Annotated in this window: 21 protein-coding genes; 15 read left to right on the plus strand and 6 right to left on the minus strand. The window is 72.2% G+C overall.

What is annotated here, in order from left to right; translation table 11 throughout:
- Positions 1-128 precede the first annotated feature (128 nt).
- The 11 genes from DMB42_RS02750 (at position 129) to DMB42_RS02800 (ending at position 11,083) form a co-directional block, all read left to right on the plus strand.
- Positions 129-1,520: an aminopeptidase P family protein gene (locus DMB42_RS02750; protein WP_125630205.1), complete on the plus strand. Its 1,392-nt coding sequence runs from the start codon at positions 129-131 to the stop codon at positions 1,518-1,520.
- 165 nt (positions 1,521-1,685) lie between these two features.
- The gene (locus DMB42_RS02755) at positions 1,686-2,477 is read left to right on the plus strand and encodes an ABC transporter permease (RefSeq protein WP_125630207.1); all 792 of its coding nucleotides are present in this window, start codon (positions 1,686-1,688) and stop codon (positions 2,475-2,477) included.
- On the plus strand, positions 2,474-3,331 hold the full coding sequence (locus DMB42_RS02760) for an ABC transporter permease (RefSeq protein ID WP_125630209.1): 858 nt from the start codon (positions 2,474-2,476) through the stop codon (positions 3,329-3,331). The genes DMB42_RS02755 and DMB42_RS02760 overlap by 4 nt, the downstream gene beginning before the upstream one ends.
- Positions 3,332-3,336: 5 nt before the next feature.
- A complete protein-coding gene (locus tag DMB42_RS02765) occupies positions 3,337-4,353 on the plus strand; it encodes an MCE family protein (RefSeq protein ID WP_125630211.1) in 1,017 nt (338 codons plus the stop codon).
- A 43-nt stretch (positions 4,354-4,396) separates the two neighbouring features.
- A complete protein-coding gene (locus DMB42_RS02770; RefSeq protein ID WP_260477439.1) occupies positions 4,397-5,410 on the plus strand; it encodes an MCE family protein in 1,014 nt (337 codons plus the stop codon).
- Positions 5,410-6,435: an MlaD family protein gene (locus DMB42_RS02775; protein WP_125630215.1), complete on the plus strand. Its 1,026-nt coding sequence runs from the start codon at positions 5,410-5,412 to the stop codon at positions 6,433-6,435. Before DMB42_RS02770 ends, DMB42_RS02775 begins: the two co-directional genes overlap by 1 nt.
- Positions 6,432-7,463 (plus strand): MCE family protein, encoded by a 1,032-nt coding sequence (locus tag DMB42_RS02780; protein ID WP_125630217.1) that lies wholly within the window; start codon positions 6,432-6,434, stop codon positions 7,461-7,463. The genes DMB42_RS02775 and DMB42_RS02780 overlap by 4 nt, the downstream gene beginning before the upstream one ends.
- Complete coding sequence (locus DMB42_RS02785; RefSeq protein WP_125630219.1) at positions 7,460-8,479, plus strand: MCE family protein; 1,020 nt, start codon at positions 7,460-7,462, stop codon at positions 8,477-8,479. Before DMB42_RS02780 ends, DMB42_RS02785 begins: the two co-directional genes overlap by 4 nt.
- Positions 8,476-9,822, plus strand: coding sequence for an MlaD family protein (locus DMB42_RS02790; protein ID WP_125630221.1), 1,347 nt, complete (start codon positions 8,476-8,478; stop codon positions 9,820-9,822). Before DMB42_RS02785 ends, DMB42_RS02790 begins: the two co-directional genes overlap by 4 nt.
- Positions 9,819-10,472: a hypothetical protein gene (locus DMB42_RS02795; RefSeq protein ID WP_125630223.1), complete on the plus strand. Its 654-nt coding sequence runs from the start codon at positions 9,819-9,821 to the stop codon at positions 10,470-10,472. Before DMB42_RS02790 ends, DMB42_RS02795 begins: the two co-directional genes overlap by 4 nt.
- A gap of 17 nt (positions 10,473-10,489) precedes the next feature.
- On the plus strand, positions 10,490-11,083 hold the full coding sequence (locus tag DMB42_RS02800) for a 4'-phosphopantetheinyl transferase superfamily protein (protein ID WP_125630225.1): 594 nt from the start codon (positions 10,490-10,492) through the stop codon (positions 11,081-11,083).
- Positions 11,084-11,086: 3 nt separating this feature from the next.
- Here DMB42_RS02800 and DMB42_RS02805 read toward each other — a convergent pair whose 3' ends face one another.
- The gene (locus DMB42_RS02805; RefSeq protein WP_260477440.1) at positions 11,087-12,013 is read right to left on the minus strand and encodes a cation diffusion facilitator family transporter; all 927 of its coding nucleotides are present in this window, start codon (positions 12,011-12,013) and stop codon (positions 11,087-11,089) included.
- Between the two features lie 80 nt (positions 12,014-12,093).
- On the opposite strand from DMB42_RS02805, the gene DMB42_RS02810 reads away from it, so the two are divergent.
- The 3 genes from DMB42_RS02810 to DMB42_RS02820 are packed head-to-tail and all read left to right on the plus strand — an operon-like array spanning position 12,094 to position 14,824.
- Positions 12,094-12,552 carry a MarR family winged helix-turn-helix transcriptional regulator gene (locus DMB42_RS02810; protein WP_185844435.1) on the plus strand — a complete coding sequence of 153 codons (459 nt, stop codon included), beginning with the start codon at positions 12,094-12,096 and terminating at the stop codon, positions 12,550-12,552.
- Between the two features lie 59 nt (positions 12,553-12,611).
- A complete protein-coding gene (locus tag DMB42_RS02815) occupies positions 12,612-13,265 on the plus strand; it encodes an LppX_LprAFG lipoprotein (protein ID WP_125630231.1) in 654 nt (217 codons plus the stop codon).
- Between the two features lie 5 nt (positions 13,266-13,270).
- Positions 13,271-14,824, plus strand: coding sequence for an MFS transporter (locus tag DMB42_RS02820; protein WP_125630233.1), 1,554 nt, complete (start codon positions 13,271-13,273; stop codon positions 14,822-14,824).
- A 13-nt stretch (positions 14,825-14,837) separates the two neighbouring features.
- Here DMB42_RS02820 and aspS read toward each other — a convergent pair whose 3' ends face one another.
- The 5 genes from aspS to DMB42_RS02845 all read right to left on the minus strand — a co-directional run bounded on the left by aspS (position 14,838) and on the right by DMB42_RS02845 (position 20,486).
- Entirely contained in the window at positions 14,838-16,094 is a 1,257-nt protein-coding gene (gene aspS, locus DMB42_RS02825) for an aspartate--tRNA(Asn) ligase (protein ID WP_125630235.1), read from the minus strand.
- A gap of 273 nt (positions 16,095-16,367) precedes the next feature.
- The gene (gene der / locus DMB42_RS02830) at positions 16,368-17,759 is read right to left on the minus strand and encodes a ribosome biogenesis GTPase Der (protein ID WP_125630236.1); all 1,392 of its coding nucleotides are present in this window, start codon (positions 17,757-17,759) and stop codon (positions 16,368-16,370) included.
- 35 nt (positions 17,760-17,794) lie between these two features.
- Positions 17,795-18,451: a (d)CMP kinase gene (gene cmk / locus DMB42_RS02835; RefSeq protein WP_125630238.1), complete on the minus strand. Its 657-nt coding sequence runs from the start codon at positions 18,449-18,451 to the stop codon at positions 17,795-17,797.
- A 54-nt stretch (positions 18,452-18,505) separates the two neighbouring features.
- Positions 18,506-19,867 (minus strand): carotenoid oxygenase family protein, encoded by a 1,362-nt coding sequence (locus DMB42_RS02840; protein ID WP_125630240.1) that lies wholly within the window; start codon positions 19,865-19,867, stop codon positions 18,506-18,508.
- A 13-nt stretch (positions 19,868-19,880) separates the two neighbouring features.
- The gene (locus tag DMB42_RS02845) at positions 19,881-20,486 is read right to left on the minus strand and encodes a TetR/AcrR family transcriptional regulator (RefSeq protein ID WP_125630242.1); all 606 of its coding nucleotides are present in this window, start codon (positions 20,484-20,486) and stop codon (positions 19,881-19,883) included.
- A gap of 116 nt (positions 20,487-20,602) precedes the next feature.
- On the opposite strand from DMB42_RS02845, the gene DMB42_RS02850 reads away from it, so the two are divergent.
- Positions 20,603-21,457, plus strand: coding sequence for a glycosyltransferase family 2 protein (locus tag DMB42_RS02850; RefSeq protein ID WP_260477441.1), 855 nt, complete (start codon positions 20,603-20,605; stop codon positions 21,455-21,457).
- The last annotated feature ends 23 nt before the right edge of the window (positions 21,458-21,480 follow it).

The following is a 21,480-nucleotide window of genomic DNA, read 5'->3' on the forward strand; positions in this document are numbered from 1 at the left end:
TCTGCTCCCAATGTCCCCGGACGGGACTCGGCTTATGCCCGCTCCCACAGGCAAACAACCAAGTGGGGACGCCGTCAAGCGGTCACGTAGGCTGACTTGCCGCATCCCCGAGGACGAGGAACCGACCGATGACCGAGCAGCTCAACACCGGAAGCCACGACCTGCCCATCACTCCGGAGCTGGCCGCGTTCATGCGCACGGGCTGGGCCGACACCCGACGCACCGGAGTGACCGCGCTGCCGATCGCCCCGTGGGCGGCGCGGCGGCGGGCGGCGCTGGCCGCGCGTTTCCCCGGCGAGCGCCTGGTGATCCCGGCGGGCACGCTGAAGGTGCGCAGCAACGACAGCGACTACCGGTTCCGTCCGCACAGCGCGTACTCCTACCTGACGGGCGCGGGCGAGCCGGGCGACGTGCTCGTGGTCGAGCCGTCCGGGCAGGCCGTCCTGTACGTGCGCCCGCGCTCGCCGCGCGAGGACGGCGAGGAGTTCTACCGCGACCGCCGCTACGGCGAGTTCTGGGTGGGCCGCAGGCCCGACCTGGCCGAGGCGTCCGAGTTGTACCAGATCGAGTGTGCGCACATCCGCGACCTGAGCCTGTCGGGCCCGGCCCTGGTGCTGCGCGGTGTCGACGCCTCCGTCGACGAGCGGGTGCCCGCGGGCGGCCGCGACGCCGAGCTTGAGGTGTTCCTGTCGGAGATGCGGCTGATCAAGGACGAGTGGGAGGTCGGCGAGCTGCAGTCGGCCGTGGACGCCACCGTGCGCGGCTTCGAGGACGTCGCGCGCGCCCTTCCCGCGGCGCTCGGCCACCCGCGCGGCGAGCGTTACCTGGAGGGCGTGTTCGGGCTGCGCTCGCGGCTGGAGGGCAACGCGGTCGGCTACGACAGCATCGTCGCCTCCGGCGCCCACGCCTGCGTGCTCCACTGGATCCGCAACGACGGCGCGCTCGCCGAGGGCGACCTGCTGCTCCTCGACGCCGGCGTCGAGACCGACACCCTCTACACCGCCGACGTGACCCGCACACTCCCGTTGTCGGGCCGGTTCACCGGCGCGCAGCGGCAGGCGTACGAGCTGGTCCTGGCGGCGCAGGTCGCCGGCATCGCGGCGCTGAAGCCCGGCGCGAGCTTCCGTGACTTCCACCTGGCGGCCATGCGGGTCATCTGCGAGGGCCTGAACGACTGGGGCCTGCTGAAGGACTCCCCCGACGCGCTCATGGAGTCCGGCCTGTACCGGCGCTACACGTTGTGCAGCAGCGGCCACATGCTCGGCCTCGACGTGCACGACTGCGCGAGGTCGCGGGCCGAGGTCTACCTCGACGGCGTGCTGGAGGAGGGCCACGTCCTCACGGTCGAGCCGGGCCTGTACTTCCAGCCCGACGACCTGACGCTGCCCGCCGAGCTGCGCGGCATGGGCATCCGCATCGAGGACGACCTGGTCGTGACCGCCGAGGGCGCGACCCTGATGTCGTCGGCGCTCCCCCGCCACCCCGACGAGATCGAGTCCTGGATGAACGCCCTCTCGTAACGGCCCGGTCACGTTTCGTGCATGCCTGACAAGGAGTGACCTGGGTCTCATACCTTTTGCTCAAATTCCTGGCAAAGCATCGACTACTAGACAACCCGTCAGTAAGGTGACTGATCCGTAGGCGGAGGTGGTCGTGGCGGGTACACGGGTGCGGGCAGGCCGCTGATGGCCCTGTCCGGGTACGTCGGACGCAAGGCCGGGTCCCTCCTGGGTCAGGTGGGCGACCTGTTCGTCATCGTCCTGGAGGGCTTACGCCGGACCTGGGACGTCAGGAACTGGTGGTGGGAGTTCGTCGACCAGTGCTGGTTCCTGGCCAAGGTCACCAGCGTGCCCGTGCTGCTCGTCTCCCTGCCGCTGGGCGCCACCGTGGCCTTGCAGGTGGGCGAGCTGGCCTGGCAGCTCGGCGCCGGCTCGGCCACCGGCAGCGCGGTCTTCGTCGGCCTCATCCGCGAGGTGGCGCCCCTGGCCAGCGCGCTGCTGATCGCCGGGGCCGGCGGCAGCGCGATGACCTCCGACATCGGCGCCCGGCACATCCGCGACGAGCTGAGCGCCATGGAGGTCATGGCGGTCAACCCCATCCACCGCCTGGTCACGCCGCGTATGTGGGCGGCCTCCACGATCGCGGTCTGCCTGTGCCCGCTGGTCATCCTGGCGGGCGCGACCGGCGGCTACTTCTTCAACGTGGTCGTGCAGGGCGTCACGCCGGGCGCCTACTTCGACGGCGCGCTGTCCCTGGTCGTCGGCTCCGACCTGTACGTCACCCTGTTCAAGGCGTGGATCTTCGGCTTCGTCGCCGCCGCCGTGGCCTGTTACAAGGGCATGACGTGCGCGACCAGCCCGGTGGGCGTGGGGCGGGCGGTCAACCAGGCGACCGTGCTGACGTTCATGCTGGTGTTCACGTTCAACTACGTGATCTCGGCCGTGTACTTCCTGGCCTACCCGCCGAGGTCGATGTGACGGCGACGCGGACGGCCGGGCCCGGGATCGCCCACCGTGGGCGGGACCTGGCCGAGCGGTTCGCGACACTGGCCGACTGGCCGCTGTTCGTGTGGAAGGTGCTGTTCTACTCCGTCCGTGACGTGGTCCTGCGGCTGCGCTACGTCAAGGTGGTGATCAAGCAGGTCAGCGATGTCGTGGTGGGGGTCGGCGCGACCGTCATCGGCGGCGGCATGGTCTTCGTGGTGTTCACGATGGCGTTCGTCGTGGGCGCGACCGTGGGCCTCCAGGGTTACCAGGGGTTGCAGGCCATCGGCGCGGAGTCGTTCGTGGGGCTGGTCGGCAGCTTCGCCAACGTCCGCGAGATCACCCCGATCATCGCGGCGACCGCCCTGGCGGCGCAGGTGGGCTCGTCGTTCACGGCCGAGCTCGGCGCGATGCGCATCTCCGAGGAGATCGACGCGCTGGAGGTGATGGGCATCAACGCCTTCACCTACCTGATCTGCACGCGGGTGGTGGCGGCGCTGCTCGCGCTGCTGCCGATGTACCTGATCGCGCTGTTCGCCAGTTTCTTCGCCACCCGCCTGATGTGCACGGTGCTGTTCGGCCTGGCCCCCGGCGCCTACGACTACTACTTCTACCTGTACCTGCCGGTCAGCGACATCGTCTACAGCCTGGTCAAGGTCGGCGTCTTCGCCTTCACCGTCATCGTGATCCACTGCTACCACGGCTTCCACGCCACCGGCGGTCCGGTGGGCGTGGGCGTGGCCGCCGGACGCGCCATCCGCCAGTCGATCGTCACGATCGTGCTGCTGAACCTGCTGCTGTCGTTCCTGTTCTGGGGCGGCGGCGGCAACATACCGCTGACGGGGTGAGCCGGTTGTCCCGATCCGACCTCTCCCTCGCCGCCCCCTACGCCATCGCCGTCGCGGTGGTCGTGGTGGTCGCCGCGGCGGCGTTCCTGGTCGTACGAGCCGCCACCGAGGTCGGCACCCGGATCGACGCCGTGTTCACCCGGGCCGGGCAGGGCATGGACACCAACTCCAAGGTCAAGATCCGCGGCGTCACGGTCGGCGACGTGACGGACGTGACCCTGGACGCCAAGGGCCGGGCCGTGGTCACGATGCACCTCCAGCCGGGCGTGAAGGTGCCGCGTACCACGGTCGCGGCGGTCGAGCCGCTGTCGGTGTTCGGCCCCAAGATGATCGACCTGCGGCCGGGCGCCGGCGAGGCCACGGGGCCGTACCTGGGCAGCGGCGCGGTCATCACCGACACCGAGGAGCCGCTCGACCTGTCCGACACGCTCGGCGACGCCTACAGGGGCCTGGACGCGATCGATCCCCGCGAGGTGACCGTCATCGTGCACACCCTGGCCAAGGGGCTGGACGGCGAGGGCCGGAACCTGCGCGAGCTGATCGGCGACGCGGGCACGCTCGTCGGCGTCGCGCACCGGCAGCGGGGGCGGGCCCGGCAGTTCCTGCACGACGCCGCCGGACTCGGCACGGCCCTGTCCGACAAGGGCGACGAACTGGTCTCGATCGCCTCCGACGTCAACGTCATCACCCCCGGCCTGCTCGAACGGGCCGACAAGGTACGCGCCCTGCTCCAGGAGATCACCTCCGTCTCCGGCCTGACCGCGCACGGCCTGCGTACGCATCGCGAGGACCTGCGGGCGGGCGTGCGCTCCGGCGAGCGCGTGGCCGCCCTCATCTACGCCCAGCTCGGCCTGGCCGGCGACGGCGTACGCGGCCTGAGCAGGCTGGTGGACCTGCTCAACGAGCTGATCGAGGCCCGCGGTCCGGACGGCAGCCGCATGCTCCAGGTCGAGGCGTTCGTCGCCACCGACGTGTGCGAGCTGATCGTCGGGTCCTGCGGGCCCACGGACGGGAGGCGCTGAGATGGCGGTCTCCCGGGCACGGATCGCGCGCCGGTGGACGTTCGTGCGTTTCGTACTGTTCGTCGGCCTGACCGGGTCGCTGATCGTGCTGATCGGCGTGCAGATCGGCCGGGTCGGCACCGGCGGCGGCTATCCGCTGACCGCCGCGTTCGACGACGTGTCGGGGCTGAACGAGGGCGACGAGGTCAAGATCGCCGGAGCGCCGGTCGGCCGGGTGGAGTCGATCAGGGTGGTGAACGGCCGAGCGGAGGTCACCATGGAGGTCCAGGACGCGGTCAGGGTGCCCACCGACACCGAGGCGGCCGTACGCTGGCGCAACGCCATCGGCCAGCGCGTGGTCTACCTGCTGCCGGGAAACGCGCCGGGCCGGCTGCCGCCGGGGTCGCGCATCGTCCGCACCTCGTCCGTGGTGGACATCGGCGAGCTGGTGAGCGATCTCGGCCCGCTGACCCGCAGCCTCGACCCCGAGCAGATCAACCGGCTCCTCACCGCCGCGGCCAGGTCGCTCAAAGGCAACGACAAGAACCTGCCGAGGCTGCTGGACAACGTCAACGCCATCACCGGCACGGTCAACGAACGCAGGAGGACGATCGAGCAGCTCCTGAAGGACTACGCGACGGTCACCGGCGTGGTGGCCCAGCGGGACCGGCAGATCGAGCGGCTCGTGGACAACCTGGTGACGCTCTCGGAGGCGTTCGCCGGCAACCGGAAGCTGGTGGACGACGCCGTCGTCGAGCTGTCGGCCACGTTCCGCACCTCCGACGAGGTGATCGGCAGGAACGCCGACGAGCTGGGCCGGGTGGTGGACAACCTGTCGGGGCTGACCGGCGGCATCCGGCGGCACGTGAGCGAGATCGACCGGACGGTCAGCACGTTCCAGCCGCTGTTCGCCCGCGCGTACTCCACGGTGAACCGCGGGCGCTACTTCATCACCGCCGTGCCCTGCGTGGCGCTGGGGGCCGCGCCGTGCCCGTACCCGATGAAGGCGCCGCCGCCGCTGCGCAACACGAGGGTGCAGAGCGAGAAGGACCTGCGCAGGCTGCTGGTGGGCCGGTGATGGCGGCCAAGTCGTTCCGCGACCGGAACAAGATCGCCGTGGGCCTGGTGTCGGTGGCCGTGCTCGGCACGATCCTGGTGGCCACGTTCCTGGTGGGCAACCTGGGGCTGCTCGAAGGCGGCTGGTCCATGTCGGGCGTCTTCGTGGACTCGGGCGGGCTGCGGGCCGGCAACGACGTACGGGTCGCCGGCGTACGGGTCGGCAAGGTCACCGAGGTGCGCGCCGACTACGCCCAGGGCAACGTGGTCGTCACGTGGAAGGTGGACGACGACGTACGGCTCGGCCGGGCCACCCGCGCCGACATCGCCCTGTCCAACCTGCTCGGCGGCCGGTACGTCAAGCTCACCGGCCCGGTCGCCGCCCCGTACCTCGACCAGCTCCCCGAGGCGCGGCGGCGCATCCCGGCGGACCGGACCGGCGTCCCCACGCTCGTCAACGACGCGGTCAACGACGCCACCCGGCTGGTACGGCGGCTCGACACCGACGCCGTGGACGACCTGCTCACCGAACTGGGCAAGATCGACACCTCCAGGCGCGGCCGGGTGAGCAGGCTGCTGAAGAACATCGGCGACCTGTCGGACACGATCAGCAGGAGCGAGCCGCAACTCCAGCGCCTGCTGGACAACGGCACCCGGATCATGGACGTGCTGGAGAAGAAGGACCGCCGGCTCGGCCGGCTCATCGACGCCGTCGAGGTCATGCTGAACGAGCTGCGCGCCCGCAGGAAGGAGCTGCGCGCCCTGCTCGGCGACGGCAGCGACCTCGTACGGAGCACCACCCGCCTGATCGACGAGCACGAGAAGACCCTCATCCAGGTCCTGGACGACAACGCGGCCATCACGGCCCGGCTGAGCGGGAGCGGCGAGCGGCTCAACTCGCTGCTGGCGTGGGCGGGCCCGACGTTCTCCGGCCTGGCCACCATGGGCGGTCAGGGCCCGTGGCTGGAGGCCGTCGCCACGGGTCTCGGCCCGATCGACCCCGAGGTGCTGGCCGCCGTCGCCAAGGACAGGAAGAAGGACCGATGAGACGACTCCTCGCGGTCCTGGCGGCCGGGGCGCTGCTGGCGGCGAACGGCGGCTGCTCGGTGCTGGGCGTGCCGCCGTACCGGCTGGTGGCGGTCTTCCGCAAGGCGCCCTCCCTGTACGAGGAGGCGCGGGTCAAGGTCATGGGGCTGGACGCCGGGTACGTGGAGCGCATCCGCGTCGCCGGCGACAAGGTACGGGTCGAGCTGCTGGTCGACCCCGAGGTGCCACTGCCCGACGGCGTCAAGGCCGTGGTCGCGCCGCAGAACACCCTCGGCGAGCGCAACGTCGTGCTGTATCCGCCGTGGAAACCCGGCGACCGGCGGATCGCGCCGGGCGCGGTCATCCCCCTGGAGCGCACCGACCTGCCCGTGGAGATCGACGACGCCCTCGCCGCCTTCACCAAGCTCACCGACGCCCTCGACGGCGACAAGCTCGGCGACGTGGCCGGGAACCTGGCCGACGGCGTACGGGGACGCGGCCGGACGATCAACAACGCGATCGCCGACACCGCCCACCTCACCGACACCCTGGCCCGCCAGGACGAGCAGCTCGTCAAGCTGGCCAAGGGCCTGAACCGGCTGGCCACCAGCCTCAACAGGCGGCAGGGCCAGGTGACCGGAGCGATCGACTCCTTCGCCGAGGCGAGCGCGATCCTGGCCGAGGAACGCCGGCGCCTGCGCGGTTTCGTCGCCGGCATGGCGGGCTTCGTCCGGCGCGGCGACCTGATCATCGAGGCGTACTCCGAACGGCTGCCGCAGGCGGCGAGCACGCTGGCCGAGCTGGTGCTGACGGTCCGGGCCAACAGCGAGTCCACGGCCCGCGCGGTCAAGGGCGCGGCCGACCTCGCCGACGTGCTGATCGACTCCTGGGACCGGGACCAGCACGTGCTGAAGATCCGCGTCGTGCTCAACGCGATGACCAGGACCTGGCTGACACCGCTGTTCCGGTCGCTGAACCTGGGCGAGGTGCCGTGCCTGCCGGGCGGGCTGAGCAACTGCCCCTTCGAGCGGAAGGGGGCCACCCGATGAGGGCCCGCCTGCCGGTCTTGCTGCTCGCGCTGGCGCTCACCGCGTCCTGCTCGCTGCGTACGCTCGGCGCGATCACCGGCGACCTGACGCTGAACGCCACCTTCGACGACGTGCAGAGCCTGGTGGCCGGGCACAGCGTGCAGATCTCCGACGTCCGCGTGGGCACGGTGACCGGCATCCGGCTGGAGGGCTACCGGGCCAGGGTGACGATGTCGATCCAGTCCGCCCACCGGGTGCCCGTGGGCAGCACCGCGACCGTGGCCAAGACGTCGGTGCTGGGCGAGAACTACGTCCTGCTCAGCCCGCCGCCGGGCAAGGACCTGTCCACGGGCCCGTACCTGGCGGACGGGGCCACGATCGCCGACACGTCGGTCGAACCGGACATCGAGCAGGTCACCGCCAGGGCCGGCCCGCTCGTCGCGGCACTCGGCGCCCAGGACGTCAACGCGATCCTGGACGCGGCCTCGACCGCGTTCGCCGGCAAGGGCACCGACGTCAACAAGCTGATCAGGCAGACGGCGGAGGTCACCGACGCCTACGCCGCGGCCCGGCGGGACCTGGCGGCCGGCATCGACGCCCTGGCCCGGCTGGTCGACGACCTGGCCAAGGGCAGCGGCGAGCTCGACCGGCTGCCCGGCACCCTCGCCGCCGCCACCACCCGCATCGCGCACGGCCGCGAGCACGTCAAGCGGGCCGTCGTGGCGCTGACCGAGCTGGCCAAGGAGGCCAACCTCACCGTGTACCCGCGGCACGCCGCCCGGCTGCGTACGCTGCTGCGCGAGCTGGAGGCCGTCTCCTCGGCGATGCGGCGGGGCAAGGAGGACCTGAAAACGCTGGTGGCGCGGATCCAGACGTTCATCGACGCGCCGCCGATCACGGTCAACGGGCAGGTGCTGATCTACGTCTGGCTGAAGGGCCTGCTGCTGCCCAGGAACAAGGGGGTCGTCCCGGACGTCGCCAAGAAGGCCGCCGACCGGCTGGAGGACTTCCGCCTGCTGTGGGAGCCGCCGCGATGAGGAACCGCGTTTATCTGAACCTCGGCTTCTTCGTCCTGCTGGGCGTCGTCATGACGATCTGGGCGTTCAGCACGATCATCAAGCTCGACGCGATCGAGCGGCCGTACCGGGTGTCGGCCGAGTTCGCCTCCTCCCCCGGACTCGTACGCGGCTTCGACGTGGCCTACCTGGGCGTACGGGTCGGCCGGATCGGGGACGTGCGGCTGGCGCCCGGGAAGATCGTCGTCGGGCTCGACATCGACAGGGAGATCAGGCTGCCCAAGGGCGGCACGGCCGAGGTGCGCCGCAAGTCCGCGGTCGGGGAGCCGTACGTGGAGCTCTCGCCGCCCGCCACCGGCGTCACCGGGGCCACGCTCGCGGCCGGCGACACCATCCCGCTGGGCAGGACCGCCGTGCCGCTGGACTACCGCAAGCTGTTCGAGGGCGTGGGCAAGCTGCTGGACGCCGTACCGCCCGGGGACGCCAGGACGATCACCCACGAGCTGGCGACGGCCCTGGACGGGCGGGCCCCGGCGATCAGGGACGTCATCGAGGACGCCCACGACCTGACCGGCACGCTGGCCGACGACTCCCAGGCTCTGGAGGACCTGTCGGTGCAGCTCACCCGGCTCACCCACACGCTGGCGGGCCGCAAGGACGCGCTGGCCTCGGGCATCACGGACCTGAGCGCGGTCACGGGCTCGCTGCGCGCCTCGCGTACCGACCTGAACGCCTTCCTCGACCAGGGACCGGGCGTGTTCGCGCAGCTCGACGCGGCGATCAGGAAGTCCAGGCCGGGATTGTCGTGCCTGCTGACGGCGGCCGGGCTGCCGCACCGCCCGGTCTTCTCCGCCGAGACCGCGAAGAACGTGCACCACCTGCTGAGCGTGGTCCCCACCGCGCTGAGCCTGGCCGGCGACATCAGCGAACGGCGGGGCGACACGGTGTACGGCAAGGCGTCGTTCGTCTTCAGCGTGCCCGGCGGGCCGACGCCGGCCGAGGAGTACGCGGGGGCCCTCGGGCCGCCTCGGGTGCCCCGGCTCACGACCTGCCCCCGGCACGCGACGGCCGACACCTCCAGGGCCGCCCGGGACACCGGGCCGCATCCGGACGCCGCCGCCCGGCCCACCGGCGGGCCGCAGGACACCCCCGGCCGGCCGCAACGCAAGGGGTCTCCGGAGAAGGAGACCGTCCCGTCCCCGTCGTCGTCCGGTGGCGTGGCCGCCGCCGGGGGCGCGTCCCGTACCCGATCGAGCACCACGCCGCTGATTGCCGCGATCTTCCTCGCCGTCGTGGCGGCCGGTGGCATCGTGGGCTGGATCGCGGCGGGCCGGGCGGCCCGCCGCCGTGAGGAGTCGCCATGACCGCCGACCAGGACCTCGCCGAGACCCCCGGGCCCGAGTCCGCCACCGAGCAGGACGCCGCTCCGAAGGCGGAGGCGGCGGCGGGCGGGTGGTTCACGCGGGCGCGGGTGTTCGGGGCGCTGGCCGCGATGCTGGCGGCGGCCGTCGCGGCCACGGCGGTGCTGCAGTGGATCGACGCCTCCCGGGCCCGCGACGCGCTGGCCAGGCTGGAGAACGAGCGTGCCCTGCGCCTGGAGGTCTCAGGCGCCGCGAGCGCCTTCAGCCAGGCCCTGCTCAGCTACGACTACCAGGACCTCCAGAGCACCCGCACGGCCCTGTCCGCCCAGGCCACGGGCGACTTCCAGGCCACCTACGACGCGGCGTTCGGCGGCGCGATGTCCCAGGTGATCGTCAAGCTCAAGGCCGTCTCGCAGGCCAAGGTCCGCGAGGTCTACCTGGCCGACGCGGACGAGGCCACCGCGCACGCCATCGTCGTGGTCGACCAGCAGGTGAACACCGCGCAGGCGATTCGCTCGGTGAAGGATTCGCACCTTAAGATCACACTTGTGAAGCAGAAGGGCTCCTGGAAGGTCCAGGACGTGACCGTGCTCGGCGCGGCCTCGGAGGACCAGTACAACCTCGACGACCCCGCGGCGAAGAAGAAGGACTGACGATCGTCCCCCTGGCGATGGGCGGCCGCCCCGAAGAGGTGCGCGCGCCCGAGACGTGGCTGACCGAGGTGGAGCGGGAGCGGGCCGACCGGTTCGTCTTCCCCGCCGACCGCGCCTGTTTCGTCGCGGCCCACCTGCTCGTACGCCTGTGCGCCGCCGCCGTGCTCGGCCTCCCGCCGGACAGCCTGACCCTGCTGCAACGCTGCGAGGTGCACGGCCCCGGCCATGGGAGGCCGTACCTGCCCGAGGCCCCCGAACTGGGCGTGAGCTTCAGCCACACCCGCGGCTACGTGTGCGCGGCGGCCGGCCCCGGCCGGGTCGGCGTGGACGCCGAGCACGTGCCGCCGGGCCCGCTGAACGAGGCGCTGGCCGACCACGCGCTCACCCCCGCAGAACGTGCCCTCGTCACCGGCAACGACGACCTGATCCGCCACTGGACCCGTAAGGAGGCCCTGGTCAAGCGCGGTGAGCTGACGCTCGACGAGCTGCGCTCGGGCGGCTCCGACCTGGCGGGCCGCCATCTGCTGGAGTGGCGCGCCGACCCGGACGTCATGGTCGCGGTGATCACCGACTCGCCCGCCCGGCGGGTGCCGGTGCCCCCGGCGGCCTGACGGCTAGCCCCGCCGCGTGGGCGTCGGGTCGAGGAAGACCAGGTTGACGCCCGGGAAACGGTCGCGCAGCCGCCGGTCGAGCCGGTCGCAGGCGATCTCCACGCCCGCCGCGCCGGCCTCGTCACAGAAGTCGATCTTCGCGGCGACCATGATCGAGCCTGGCCCGATCATCATCGTCAGCAGCTCGACCACCTCCTCCACCTCGGGCTGGGCCAGCAACACCGCGCGGATGCCGGTCTCGACCTGCCGGGGGGCGGCCTGGCCGATGAGCAGCGACAGGTTCGACTGGATCAGGATGAGCGCGACGACCAGCAGGAGCAGCCCGATCGCGACCGACGCGGCGCCGTCCCACAGGGCCGAGCCGGACCACTGGGAGCCGAGCAGGCCGATCGCCGCGATCACCAGGCCCACCAGCGCGGCGGCGTCCTCGAACAACACGGCCTTCAACGCGGTGTCGGAGGTGATCCGCACCAGGCGCAGCGGCCGGATCTTGTGCCTGCCGGCCGCGGCGCGCAACTGCGAGAGCGCCTTGCTCAGCGAGACGCCCTCGATCACGAACGAGACCGCCAGCACGACGTAGGACGGAGTGAGGTTGCCCAGCTCCTCGCCGTGGCTGATCTCGTGGACCCCGTGGGTGACGGAGAAACCGGCGCCGCCGACCAGCGTCGCGACCGCCGCCATCATCGCCCAGAAGAACCCGGCCTTGCCGTAGCCGAAGGGGTGGCGCTCGTCGGGCGGTTTGCCCGATCGGCGTACCGAGACCAGCAGCAGCAGCTCGGTCACCGTGTCGGCGGCCGAATGGGCCGCCTCCGACAACATCGCGGCCGATCCGCCGATCAGCCCGGCGACGAGCTTGGCCAGGGCGATGGTCAGGTTCGCCGCGCCCGCGACCAGCACGGTGGCCAGGCTGTCCCCCGACTTCTCCGCCACCAGATCACTCTACGGGGGGCACGCCCGGCAGCCCCCCGCAGGTAGTCGCATCGCCGCGGTCGTGCGCTAGATTGGGGATCATGAGCGCGCCCCGCTGGCTTTCCCCCACCGAACAGCGTGCCTGGCGTACGCATCTCGCGCTGCACAAGCTGCTCATGCACCGCCTCGATCGCGAGTTGCAGGAGCATCAGCTCTCGCTGAACGACTACGAGATCCTGGTCAACCTCTCCGAGAGCCAGGAGCGGCGGATGCGGATGAGCGACCTGGCCGACGCCACGATCCAGTCGCGCAGCAGGTTGTCGCACCAGATCTCCCGCATGGAGGCCAAAGGTCTGGTCACCAGGGAGGACTGCCGCGACGACCGGCGCGGCACGTTCGCCGTCCTGACCGACGAGGGCTGGGAGACGATCCAGCGGGTGGCGCCCGACCACGTCGCCGGCGTGCGCGAGCACTTCGTCGACCGGCTCACCGACGACCAGATGGAGGCGCTGGAGCAGGCGTTCGAGCCGATCGTCGAGCACCTGAAGAAGCTGCGCTGACACCCAACCGATATGGCCGGCGCCGCGCGGCGTTCCCGGGCGGTCGCTACGATCCGCTCATGCTCCGAAAGCTGCTGATCGTTGTCGTGCTCGCGCTGATGTCGGCCTGCTCCGCCGGGGGCGGCGGCGGTGACGAGCTTCCCGCCGGGCCCGACCTGATGAAGAAGGCGTCGGAGGCCATGAAGGCCGTCAAGTCGGCCGGCTTCTCGATCGCCACCGAAGGCAAGCCCAACGTGCCGCTCAAGAAGGCCGACGGCAGGCTCACCTCGGGAGGCGACGCCGACGGCACGATCACGCTGGAGGTGCTGGGCACCCTCCAGGAGATCACCTTCGCCGTGATCGGCGACACGGTGCACTTCAAGGGGCCGACCGGCGGGTTCCAGACGATGACCAGGCAGCAGCTCGCCCAGTTCTACGACCCCTCGGTGATCCTCAGCCCGGCCAAGGGCATCGCGCAGCTGCTCGCCTCGGCCACCGATCCCCAGGTGGAGGCGCTGGAGGACGGCTCGTACCGGGTGGCGACGACGTTCTCCGGGCAGGTCGTGGGGCAGATCGTCCCGGGCGTCACGCAGGGCGTGAACGGCAAGGTCTGGATCGACAAGGCCACCGCCAGGCTCACCAAGGCCAGCCTGCCGCTGCAGAACGGCACGGTGACGGTGACGTTCAGCGACTACGACGCGCCGGTCACGATCACGCCGCCCACCTCCGGGTGAGCCGGGTGACCGCCTCGTCCCGCGCCCGCCGGGTCGCGCTCGGCGCGGGCGGCGCGGTGGTGCTGCTGGCCGCGCTCGACGCGTACGTGGTCGTGACGGTGCTGATGGACATCGCCCATGACGTGGGCGTGCCACAGAACCACCTGGAGCGCGTCACGCCGGTCGTCACCGGGTTCCTGCTCGGGTACGTCGCCGCGATGCCGCTGCTCGGCCAGCTCTCCGACCGCTACGGCCGCCGGCCGCTGATCCACGCCTGCCTGGCGGCGTTCGCGCTCGGCTCGGTGCTGACCGCGCTGGCGGCCGGTGAGGCGATGGTGGTGTCGGGCCGTACGGTGCAGGGGGTGGCGGGCGGGGCGCTGCTGCCGATCACGATGGCGCTGATCGGCGACCTCTGGGACACCCGCGACCGCCCGCTCGCGCTGGGCGCGGTGGGTGCGGCCCAGGAGCTGGGCAGCGCCCTCGGCCCCCTGTACGGCGGCGTGCTGGCGCTGATCCCCCCGGTCGCCGTGGCGGGGGTGGAGCTGGGCGGCTGGCACGCCATCTTCTGGGTCAACGTGCCCCTGGCCGCCCTGGCCGCCGTCGCCGTGCAGCGTACGGTCCCGTCCCGGCCGCCCGCCGCGCGGGCCCGCGTCGACGTCGTCGGCGGCGCCCTGCTGGCCCTGGCGCTCGCCCTCCTGGTCGTCGGCCTCTACAACCCCGACCCCGCCACGACCGTGCTCCCGCCGTGGGGCCCGCCGGTGATCGCGGGCGGCGCGGTGGCGGCCGCCGTCTTCGTCTGGTGGGAGATCCGCTCCCCCGTCCGCCTGCTCGACCTGTCGGCGGCCCGCAAGGGGCCGCTGCTGGCGACGCTGGCCGTGAGCTTCCTGACGGGGGCCGCGCTGCTGGTGACGATGGTGTTCGTGCAGTTCGCCGCGCAGACGCTGCTGGACGAGGACGCCCTGGGCGCGGCGCTGGTCCTGGCCAGGTTCCTCGGCGCGCTGGCCGTCGGCGCGCTGCTCGGCGGCGTGCTGGCCCGGCGGGCCGGCGAGCGCGCGGTGGCGGTGCCCGGCCTGCTGATCGCGGCGGCCGGCTACTGGCTGATGAGCCGCTGGCCGCTCGACCTGGCCGGGGCGGGCCTGGCCGTGGACGCCGACCTGGTCATCGCGGGCCTCGGTCTCGGGCTGGTGATCGCGCCGGTCTCGTCGGCGGTGCTGCGGGTGAGCCCGGCCGCCCAGCACGGCGTGGCCTCGGCGGCGGTCGTGGTGGCCAGGATGATGGGCATGCTCATCGGCGTGGCGGGCGTGTCGGCGTGGGGGTTCCACCGGTTCCAGTCGCTGACCGCCCACCTGGACACGCCGCTGCCGTTCGGCGTCGACGCGCAGACCTACCAGCGGCGGCTGGCCGACTACCTGGCCAAGGTGGACGCCGCCCTCCATGTCGAGTACACCGAGATGTTCCTGCTCACGGCGTTCGTCTGCCTGCTGGGGGCGGCCGTGGCGCTGCTCATGCCGCGCCGCGCGGAGGCGGCGTCCGCTCTCGTGGGCGCCGCCCCCGGCGAGGAGCCCGGCCCGGTCTCCTAGGCCGGGCCTCCGGTCAGGGCGACAGGCGGTGCAGGTCGCGCGGGAAGGCGGTGGTCTGGCGGATGTTGGCGGCGCCGGTCAGCCGGGCCGTCCAGCGTTCCAGGCCGAGCGCGAACCCGCCGTGCGGCGGCATCCCGTACCGGAACGCCTGGAGGTAACCCTCATACGGCTCCACGTCCCCGTCCAGGGCCCGTACGTAGTCCTCGTACCGGTGCAGCCGCTGGCCGCCGGTCACCAGCTCCAGGCCCCTGAACAGCAGGTCGAACCCGTTGGAGTAGCCCGGCCTGGCCGGGTCGGGATGGGTGTAGAACGGCCGCTTGGACATCGGGTAGCCGGTGACGAACAGGAACTCCGACCCGTGCTCGCGCAGCGCCCACTCCGACAGCCACCGTTCCTGGGCCGGTGACAGGTCGGGCTCGTCCTCGCCGGTCAGCCGCTGGGCCTCGGTGAAGTGCACGGCCGGGATCTCGTCCGGCACTGTGGGCAGCACGGTCCCGGTCGCCTCGACGGCGGCCCCGGCGCGGCGGCGTACGGACTCGACCATGCCCGCCACGACCTCGCGCAGCACGGCCATCACGTCCCGGTGGTCGGCGACGAACCCCAGCTCGGCGTCGAGGCTGGTGTACTGGGCCAGGTGCCGTACGGTGTCGTGCGGCTCGGCGCGGAAGACCGGCCCGACCTCGTAGACCCGTTCGAACACCCCGACCATCGTCTGCTTGTAGAACTGCGGCGACTGCGCGAGGTAGGCGCGCCGGCCGAAGTAGTCGATGCCGAAGACGTTCGCGCCCGACTCGGTGGCCGAGGCCACGATCTTGGGCGTGTGGATCTCGGTGAACCCGAGCCCGTCGAGGGTCTCCCGGAACCCGGCCACGCTCGCCGCCGAGATCTCCAGCGGCGCCCGCAGCAGCGGGTGCCGCAGCGCGACGGGGGCGTGGTCGAGGATCGTCGGCAGGCTCGCCGCCACGACCGGGCGGTAGAGGTCGAACGGCGGCGCCTTGTCGGGCTCGGCCAGGACCTCGATCTCCGGCCCGGTCAGCTCGACCCCGCCCGGCGCCTGCCCGGCCGGGGTCACGGTGCCGGTGACCCGGACCACGCTCTCCTCGGCCGGCAGTTCCCCGGACGCGCTGACCACCTGCGCCAGCCCGGAACGGTCGCGTACGACCAGGAAGGACACGGATTTCAGGTGCCGGCGGCGATGGACCCAGCCGGCGATCGTCACTCGTTGGCCGGCGTGCTCAGCGAGCGCCGCCGACAGGACACGAGAGATCATCACAGCTCCTCTGCAGGAAGTGCATGACCCCTTGGGAGTGCGGGGGAGAAGGGAGCTCCCGGTGCCACCGCACTTTCACCGCCCGCGAGGGGCGGCCTCCACGACCCGATGACGGGGGTCAGGCCGGCGGGGCATTTCCTCCCCGCACTCGGGAGTGTCTTCACCAGCGGACACGGGACCGCCTTCGCAGCATCCGGCGGCTCTCTGGGCCCGTGCGGCCCGCTGGTTACTCGTCTCCGTCCACGTGTTGCCGCCGATCATACGGCAACGCCGTTACTTGTCCTTCTTGGGCCGCTTCTCCCGGATCTTCATCGTGACGTCGATCGGCGATCCGGCGAACCCGAACTCCTCGCGGATGCGCCGTTCGATGAAGCGCCGGTAGGTGTCCTCCAGCCAGCCGGAGGTGAACAACACGAACTTCGGCGGCTCGACCGACGCCTGGGTGGCGAACAGGATCTTCGGCTGCTTGCCGCCCCGCACCGGCGGCGGCGTGGCGTGCACCAGCTCGGTCAGGAACGCGTTGAGCCGCGCCGTCGGCACCCGGGTGGACCAGGAGTTGAGCGCCTTCTCCAGCGCGGGCACCAGCCGGTCCATGTGACGGCCGGTCTTGGCGGAGATGTTGACCCGCAGCGCCCACGGGGTGCGTACGAGCTGCCGGTCGATCTCCTTCTCCAGGTAGTAGCGGCGGTCCTCGTCGACGAGGTCCCACTTGTTGAACGCCACCACCATGGCCCGACCGGACTCGATCACCAGGCCGATGATCCGCAGGTCCTGCTCGGTGAGCGGCTCGCTGGCGTCGATCAGCACGATCGCCACCTCCGAGCGCTCCAGGGCGGCGCGGGTGCGCATGGCCGCGTAGAAGTCGGCGCCCTGCAGCTCGCGGTCGCGCCGCCGGATGCCGGCGGTGTCGACGAACCGCCAGGTGCGCCCGCCCAGCTCGATCAGCTCGTCGACCGGGTCGCGGGTGGTGCCGGCCATCGGGTCGACCAGCACCCGCTCCTCCCCCGCCAGCTGGTTGAGCAGCGAGGACTTGCCCGCGTTGGGCTTGCCGAGCAGCGCCACGCGGGCCGGGCCGCGCTCGGCGCCGAAGGTCATCTGCGGCGTCTCGGGCAGCGCGTCGAGCACCACGTCGAGCAGGTCGCCGCTGGAGCGGCCGTGCAGCGCGGAGACCGGGTAGGGCTCGCCCAGCCCGAGCGCCCACAGCGCGGCCGCCTCCATCTCCAGCTGCTGGTTGTCGACCTTGTTGGCGGCCAGGATCACCGGCTTGCCCGACTGGCGCAGCACCGAGCCCACGATCTCGTCGGCGTCGGTCGCGCCGACCGTGGCGTCGACCACGAACACGATCACATCGGCCAGCTCGACGGCCACCTGAGCCTGCTCGGCGATGCGCAGGTTCATGCCGGTGGCGTCAGGGTCCCAGCCGCCGGTGTCGACCACGGTGAAACGGCGGCCGCGCCAGTTGGCGTCGTAGGTGACGCGGTCGCGGGTTACTCCCGGCACGTCCTCCACGACCGCCTCGCGGCGGCCGATGATGCGGTTGACCAGCGTGGACTTGCCCACGTTGGGGCGGCCCACGATGGCGACCACCGGCAGTGGCGTGGTGTCACCGTGCTCGGCGACTTCCAGCTCGTCGAGGCCGGCCTCGACCCAATCCCCCGTTGACACGATCATTCATCCTTACGTGAGTACCGCACCTGGGCTCAGGTGCGCTCCTTGACCAGTCTCAGCACCTCCGCGATGACCTCTTCGAGGTTGAGCGCGGTGGTGTCGAGCTCGACGGCGCCATCCGCCATCGAGAGTGGGTCCGTCTTACGTGTTGAGTCCAGGGTGTCACGCCTGGCCATGTCGGCCTGCTGCGCCTCCACCGTGGAGCCGGTCAGCTCCGCGCTCCGTCGGCGGGCACGGGCCTCGGCGCTGGCCGTCAGGTAGACCTTGACGGCGGCGTCGGGGCAGACGACCGAGCCGATGTCGCGGCCCTCGACCACGATGTCACCGGCGCCGGCGAGCTCCCGCTGGAGCGCGACCAGGCGCGCGCGCACCTCGGGGACGGCGGCGACGGCGGAGACCGCGCCGGTCACCTCGGCCTCCCTGATCGGCCCGCCCACGTCGACGCCGTCGACCTGGATCGTGGGGCCCTCGGGGTCGGTGCCGGAGACGATGGACGGCTCGCCGGAACGGGCCGCGATCGCGGCGGGGTCGGCCAGGTCGACGCCCTGCTGGAGCATCCACCACGTCATCGCCCGGTACATCGCCCCGGTGTCGAGGTAACGCAGGCCCAGCGCACGGGCGACCCCGCGCGACACGCTCGACTTGCCCGACCCCGAAGGACCGTCCATGGCGACGACCAGACCGGACACGGCCTCTCCCTCTTCACGTGTGTTTCCCCAACCTGAAGAGGCTACCGCGTCCGGTCAGTCCGCGATCCAGCTCCCGTGGAAGCCGAGCGGGACCCGGGCGGGCAGGTGCACGGTGGCGACCGGCTCGCCGGTGAAGTCCTGGGCCGACAGGATCACCAGGTCGGCCGCTCCCCTGGCCGGGTCGTTGACGTAGGTCAGCAGATATCCGTCGTCCTCGGCCGCGCCGGAGGGCACGAACACCGGCTCCCCCGCGTACGCCCCCCGCCCGAACCGCCGCGACTCCTGCGTGCCGCGCTCCAGGTCGTGCTTGATGAGCGTGTTGTCGAACGCCTCGTCGGGCAGGTCCTCCAGCTCGGTTCCGGCCGGGTAGATCACGTCGTGGAGGTCGGCGGCGGCCGAGGTGTACCCGTACCGGTACGGGCCGCCGGTGCGGCGCTCGTCGATGCGGGGGAACTCCTGGGGGCGGTCGTCCAGCCGGGTGGTGGTGACCCGGCCGGCGGCGGGGTCGACGCGCCAGCGGTCGAGCGTGGGCGCGCCGCGCTGGTCGAGCCGGGCGTCCACGAACCGCTTGGGGTAGCGGACCACGTCGATCACGACGTCGTCGCCGTCGTCGTAGGCGTTGAGCGTGTGGAAGACCCAGCAAGGGTCCACCTCGACCCAGCGCACGTCGCCGGTCTCGCGCGAGAGCAGGCCGAGCCGGGCGGCGCGGGCGTCGTCCCACGCGTACGGGAGCGGCGCGCCGCGCTCGGCGTGGGCCATGCTGAGCGTGACCGGCAGGTCGTAGATCACGACGTACCGGCGGGTCAGGGCGAAGTCGTGCAGCATCGGGCGGTCGGCGACGGGGATGTCCCTGACCTGCGCCACCACGCCCTTGGGGTCGATCACGATGTGCTGGTGGTGGTCCCAGCCGGCGAAGTAGGCCATCGCGTGCAGCTCGCCGGTGACCGGGTCGAGGTGGGTGTGGGCGGCGTACCCGCCGGGCAGGCCGCCGACGAAGTCGCACGCGCCGACCGTGTCGAGCTCGTAACTCAGCTCGTACGGCAGCCCGCCCGCCTCGACGGTCGCGAACGTGCGCCCGGCGATGCCGATGACGTGCGTGTTGGCGGCGAAGTCCATGCCCTCGTGCACCGGCCCCGGCCTCGGCTCCTCGCCCAGCCGCCGGGCGACCTCGGCGTTGCGCACCCACCGGTTGCGGTACCACTCGGCCCGCCCGCCGCGCAGCCGCACGCCGTGGACCATGCCCTGGCCCATGAACAGGTGGGTGGCGGCGGGGTCGTCGAGGCTGAGCGGGTTGGGGCCGTTGCGCAGGTAGCGGCCGTCGAGCTCGGCCGGGATGCGGCCGGTGACCTCCAGGTCGAAGGCCGTGATCTCCTCCGTCGCGGGTGCGAAGCCGTTGCGGTAGGGGCTGGTGGTCATCGTGCGCTTCCTCTCAGGTCAGGAACGGCGTGAGCACGGAGGTGCAGAGCAGCCGGTAGCGCCGCCCCGCCTCGGCCCGGTCGAAGAAGCCGGAGATCTCCAGGCTCACCGCGCCGTGGATGGCCATCCACAACACGTCGGCCAGCTCCCCGGCGGGCGTGCCGCGCAGCCGCCCGGCCTCCAGGGCGGCGGCCACGGCGTCGACCAGGATGTCGAACGTCCGCCGCCCGGCGGGGGCGGGCTCGGGGGCCGGCTCGAACCCGTGCATGGCGTTCTGGAACATGACCCGGTAGTAGTCGGGCTCGTCCAGCGCGTACTCGCGGTAGGCCTCCAGGCCGGCGTGCAGCGCGTCGATCGGGTCGTCCTGGGCGGGGACGGCCAGCAGCCGCCGTTCCAGCCGGGCGAACCCCTCCAGCCAGAGCGCCTCGCTGAGCCCGTCCTTGCCGCCGAAGAGGGTGTAGATCACCTTCGTGGAGCAGCCGACCTCGCCGGAGATGCGCCGTACGGTCAGCGCCGCCGGGCCGTCGGCGATGAGCAGGTGTTTGGCGGCGTCGAGGATGGCCGACCTGACCACGCTCTGGCCTTCCTGCTGGGCTTGCCGGTACGCGGTGACCGCCATGTGAGTAACACCGTTTCTTGTAGGTAACGCTGTTACCGTCTTTTCTACGCCTCCCCCCGCCCGCCGTCAACGCCCTTCAGAGGACTAAGGGGGGCCGCGCGGGTTAGAGGTCGGGCGTGACGGAGACGAGCCGAGCGCGGGTCACGGTCGTGGTGGCCGCCAGGGACCGGGTCCGTACGCTGGCCCGGTCGCTCCCCCGCCACCCGCGGCCGGTCATCCTCGTCGACAACGGCTCCTCCGACGGGACCGCCGGGTTCGTCCGCAAGCACTTCCCCGACGTCCAGGTGGTCGAGGCGGGCGCCAACCTCGGCGCGCCCGCCCGCAACCTCGGCGTACGCCTGGCCGGGACCCCGTACGTGGCCTTCGCCGACGACGACTCCTGGTGGGCGCCCGGGGCGCTGGACCGGGCGGCCGACGTGCTGGACGCCCACCCCCGCCTGGCGGTCCTGGGCGCGCGTGTGCTGGTGGGGCCCGAGGAGCGGCCGGACCCGGTGTCGGAGGCGATGCGGGACTCCCCGCTCGGCGTCGAGGACGGCCTGCCGGGGCCGAGCGTGCTGAGCTTCCTGGCCCGTGGAGCCGTGGTACGCAGGGAGGCGTTCCTGGAGGCGGGCGGATTCGACGACGTGCTCTTCTTCTACGGCGAGGAGGAGCGCCTGGCCGTGGACCTGGCCGCGCGCGGCTGGGGGCTGGCCTACGTGGACGACGTCGTGGCCCACCACCGTCCCGCCGCGGTCCGCGACCCGCGCGGCGGACAGGCGCTGGCCGCGCGCGACGCCGTGCTCACGGCCGTGCTGCGCCGTCCGTGGCCGGTGGTGGCGCGCCGGTCCCTGCGGGCGCTGCTGGGCGGTCCAGGGGGCCGTGAGGGGCTGCGCACCGCCGTACGGAGCCTGCCCCGGGCCCTGGCCGCCCGGCGCGGCCTCCCGCCCGCCGTCGAACGAGCCCGCCGCAGGCTGGACCGCGCCCCGCCGTGATCAGGGGGCGGACGGCGGTGCGG

This window comes from Nonomuraea sp. WAC 01424 (genome assembly GCF_003947315.1).
GTDB lineage: Bacteria > Actinomycetota > Actinomycetes > Streptosporangiales > Streptosporangiaceae > Nonomuraea > Nonomuraea spiralis.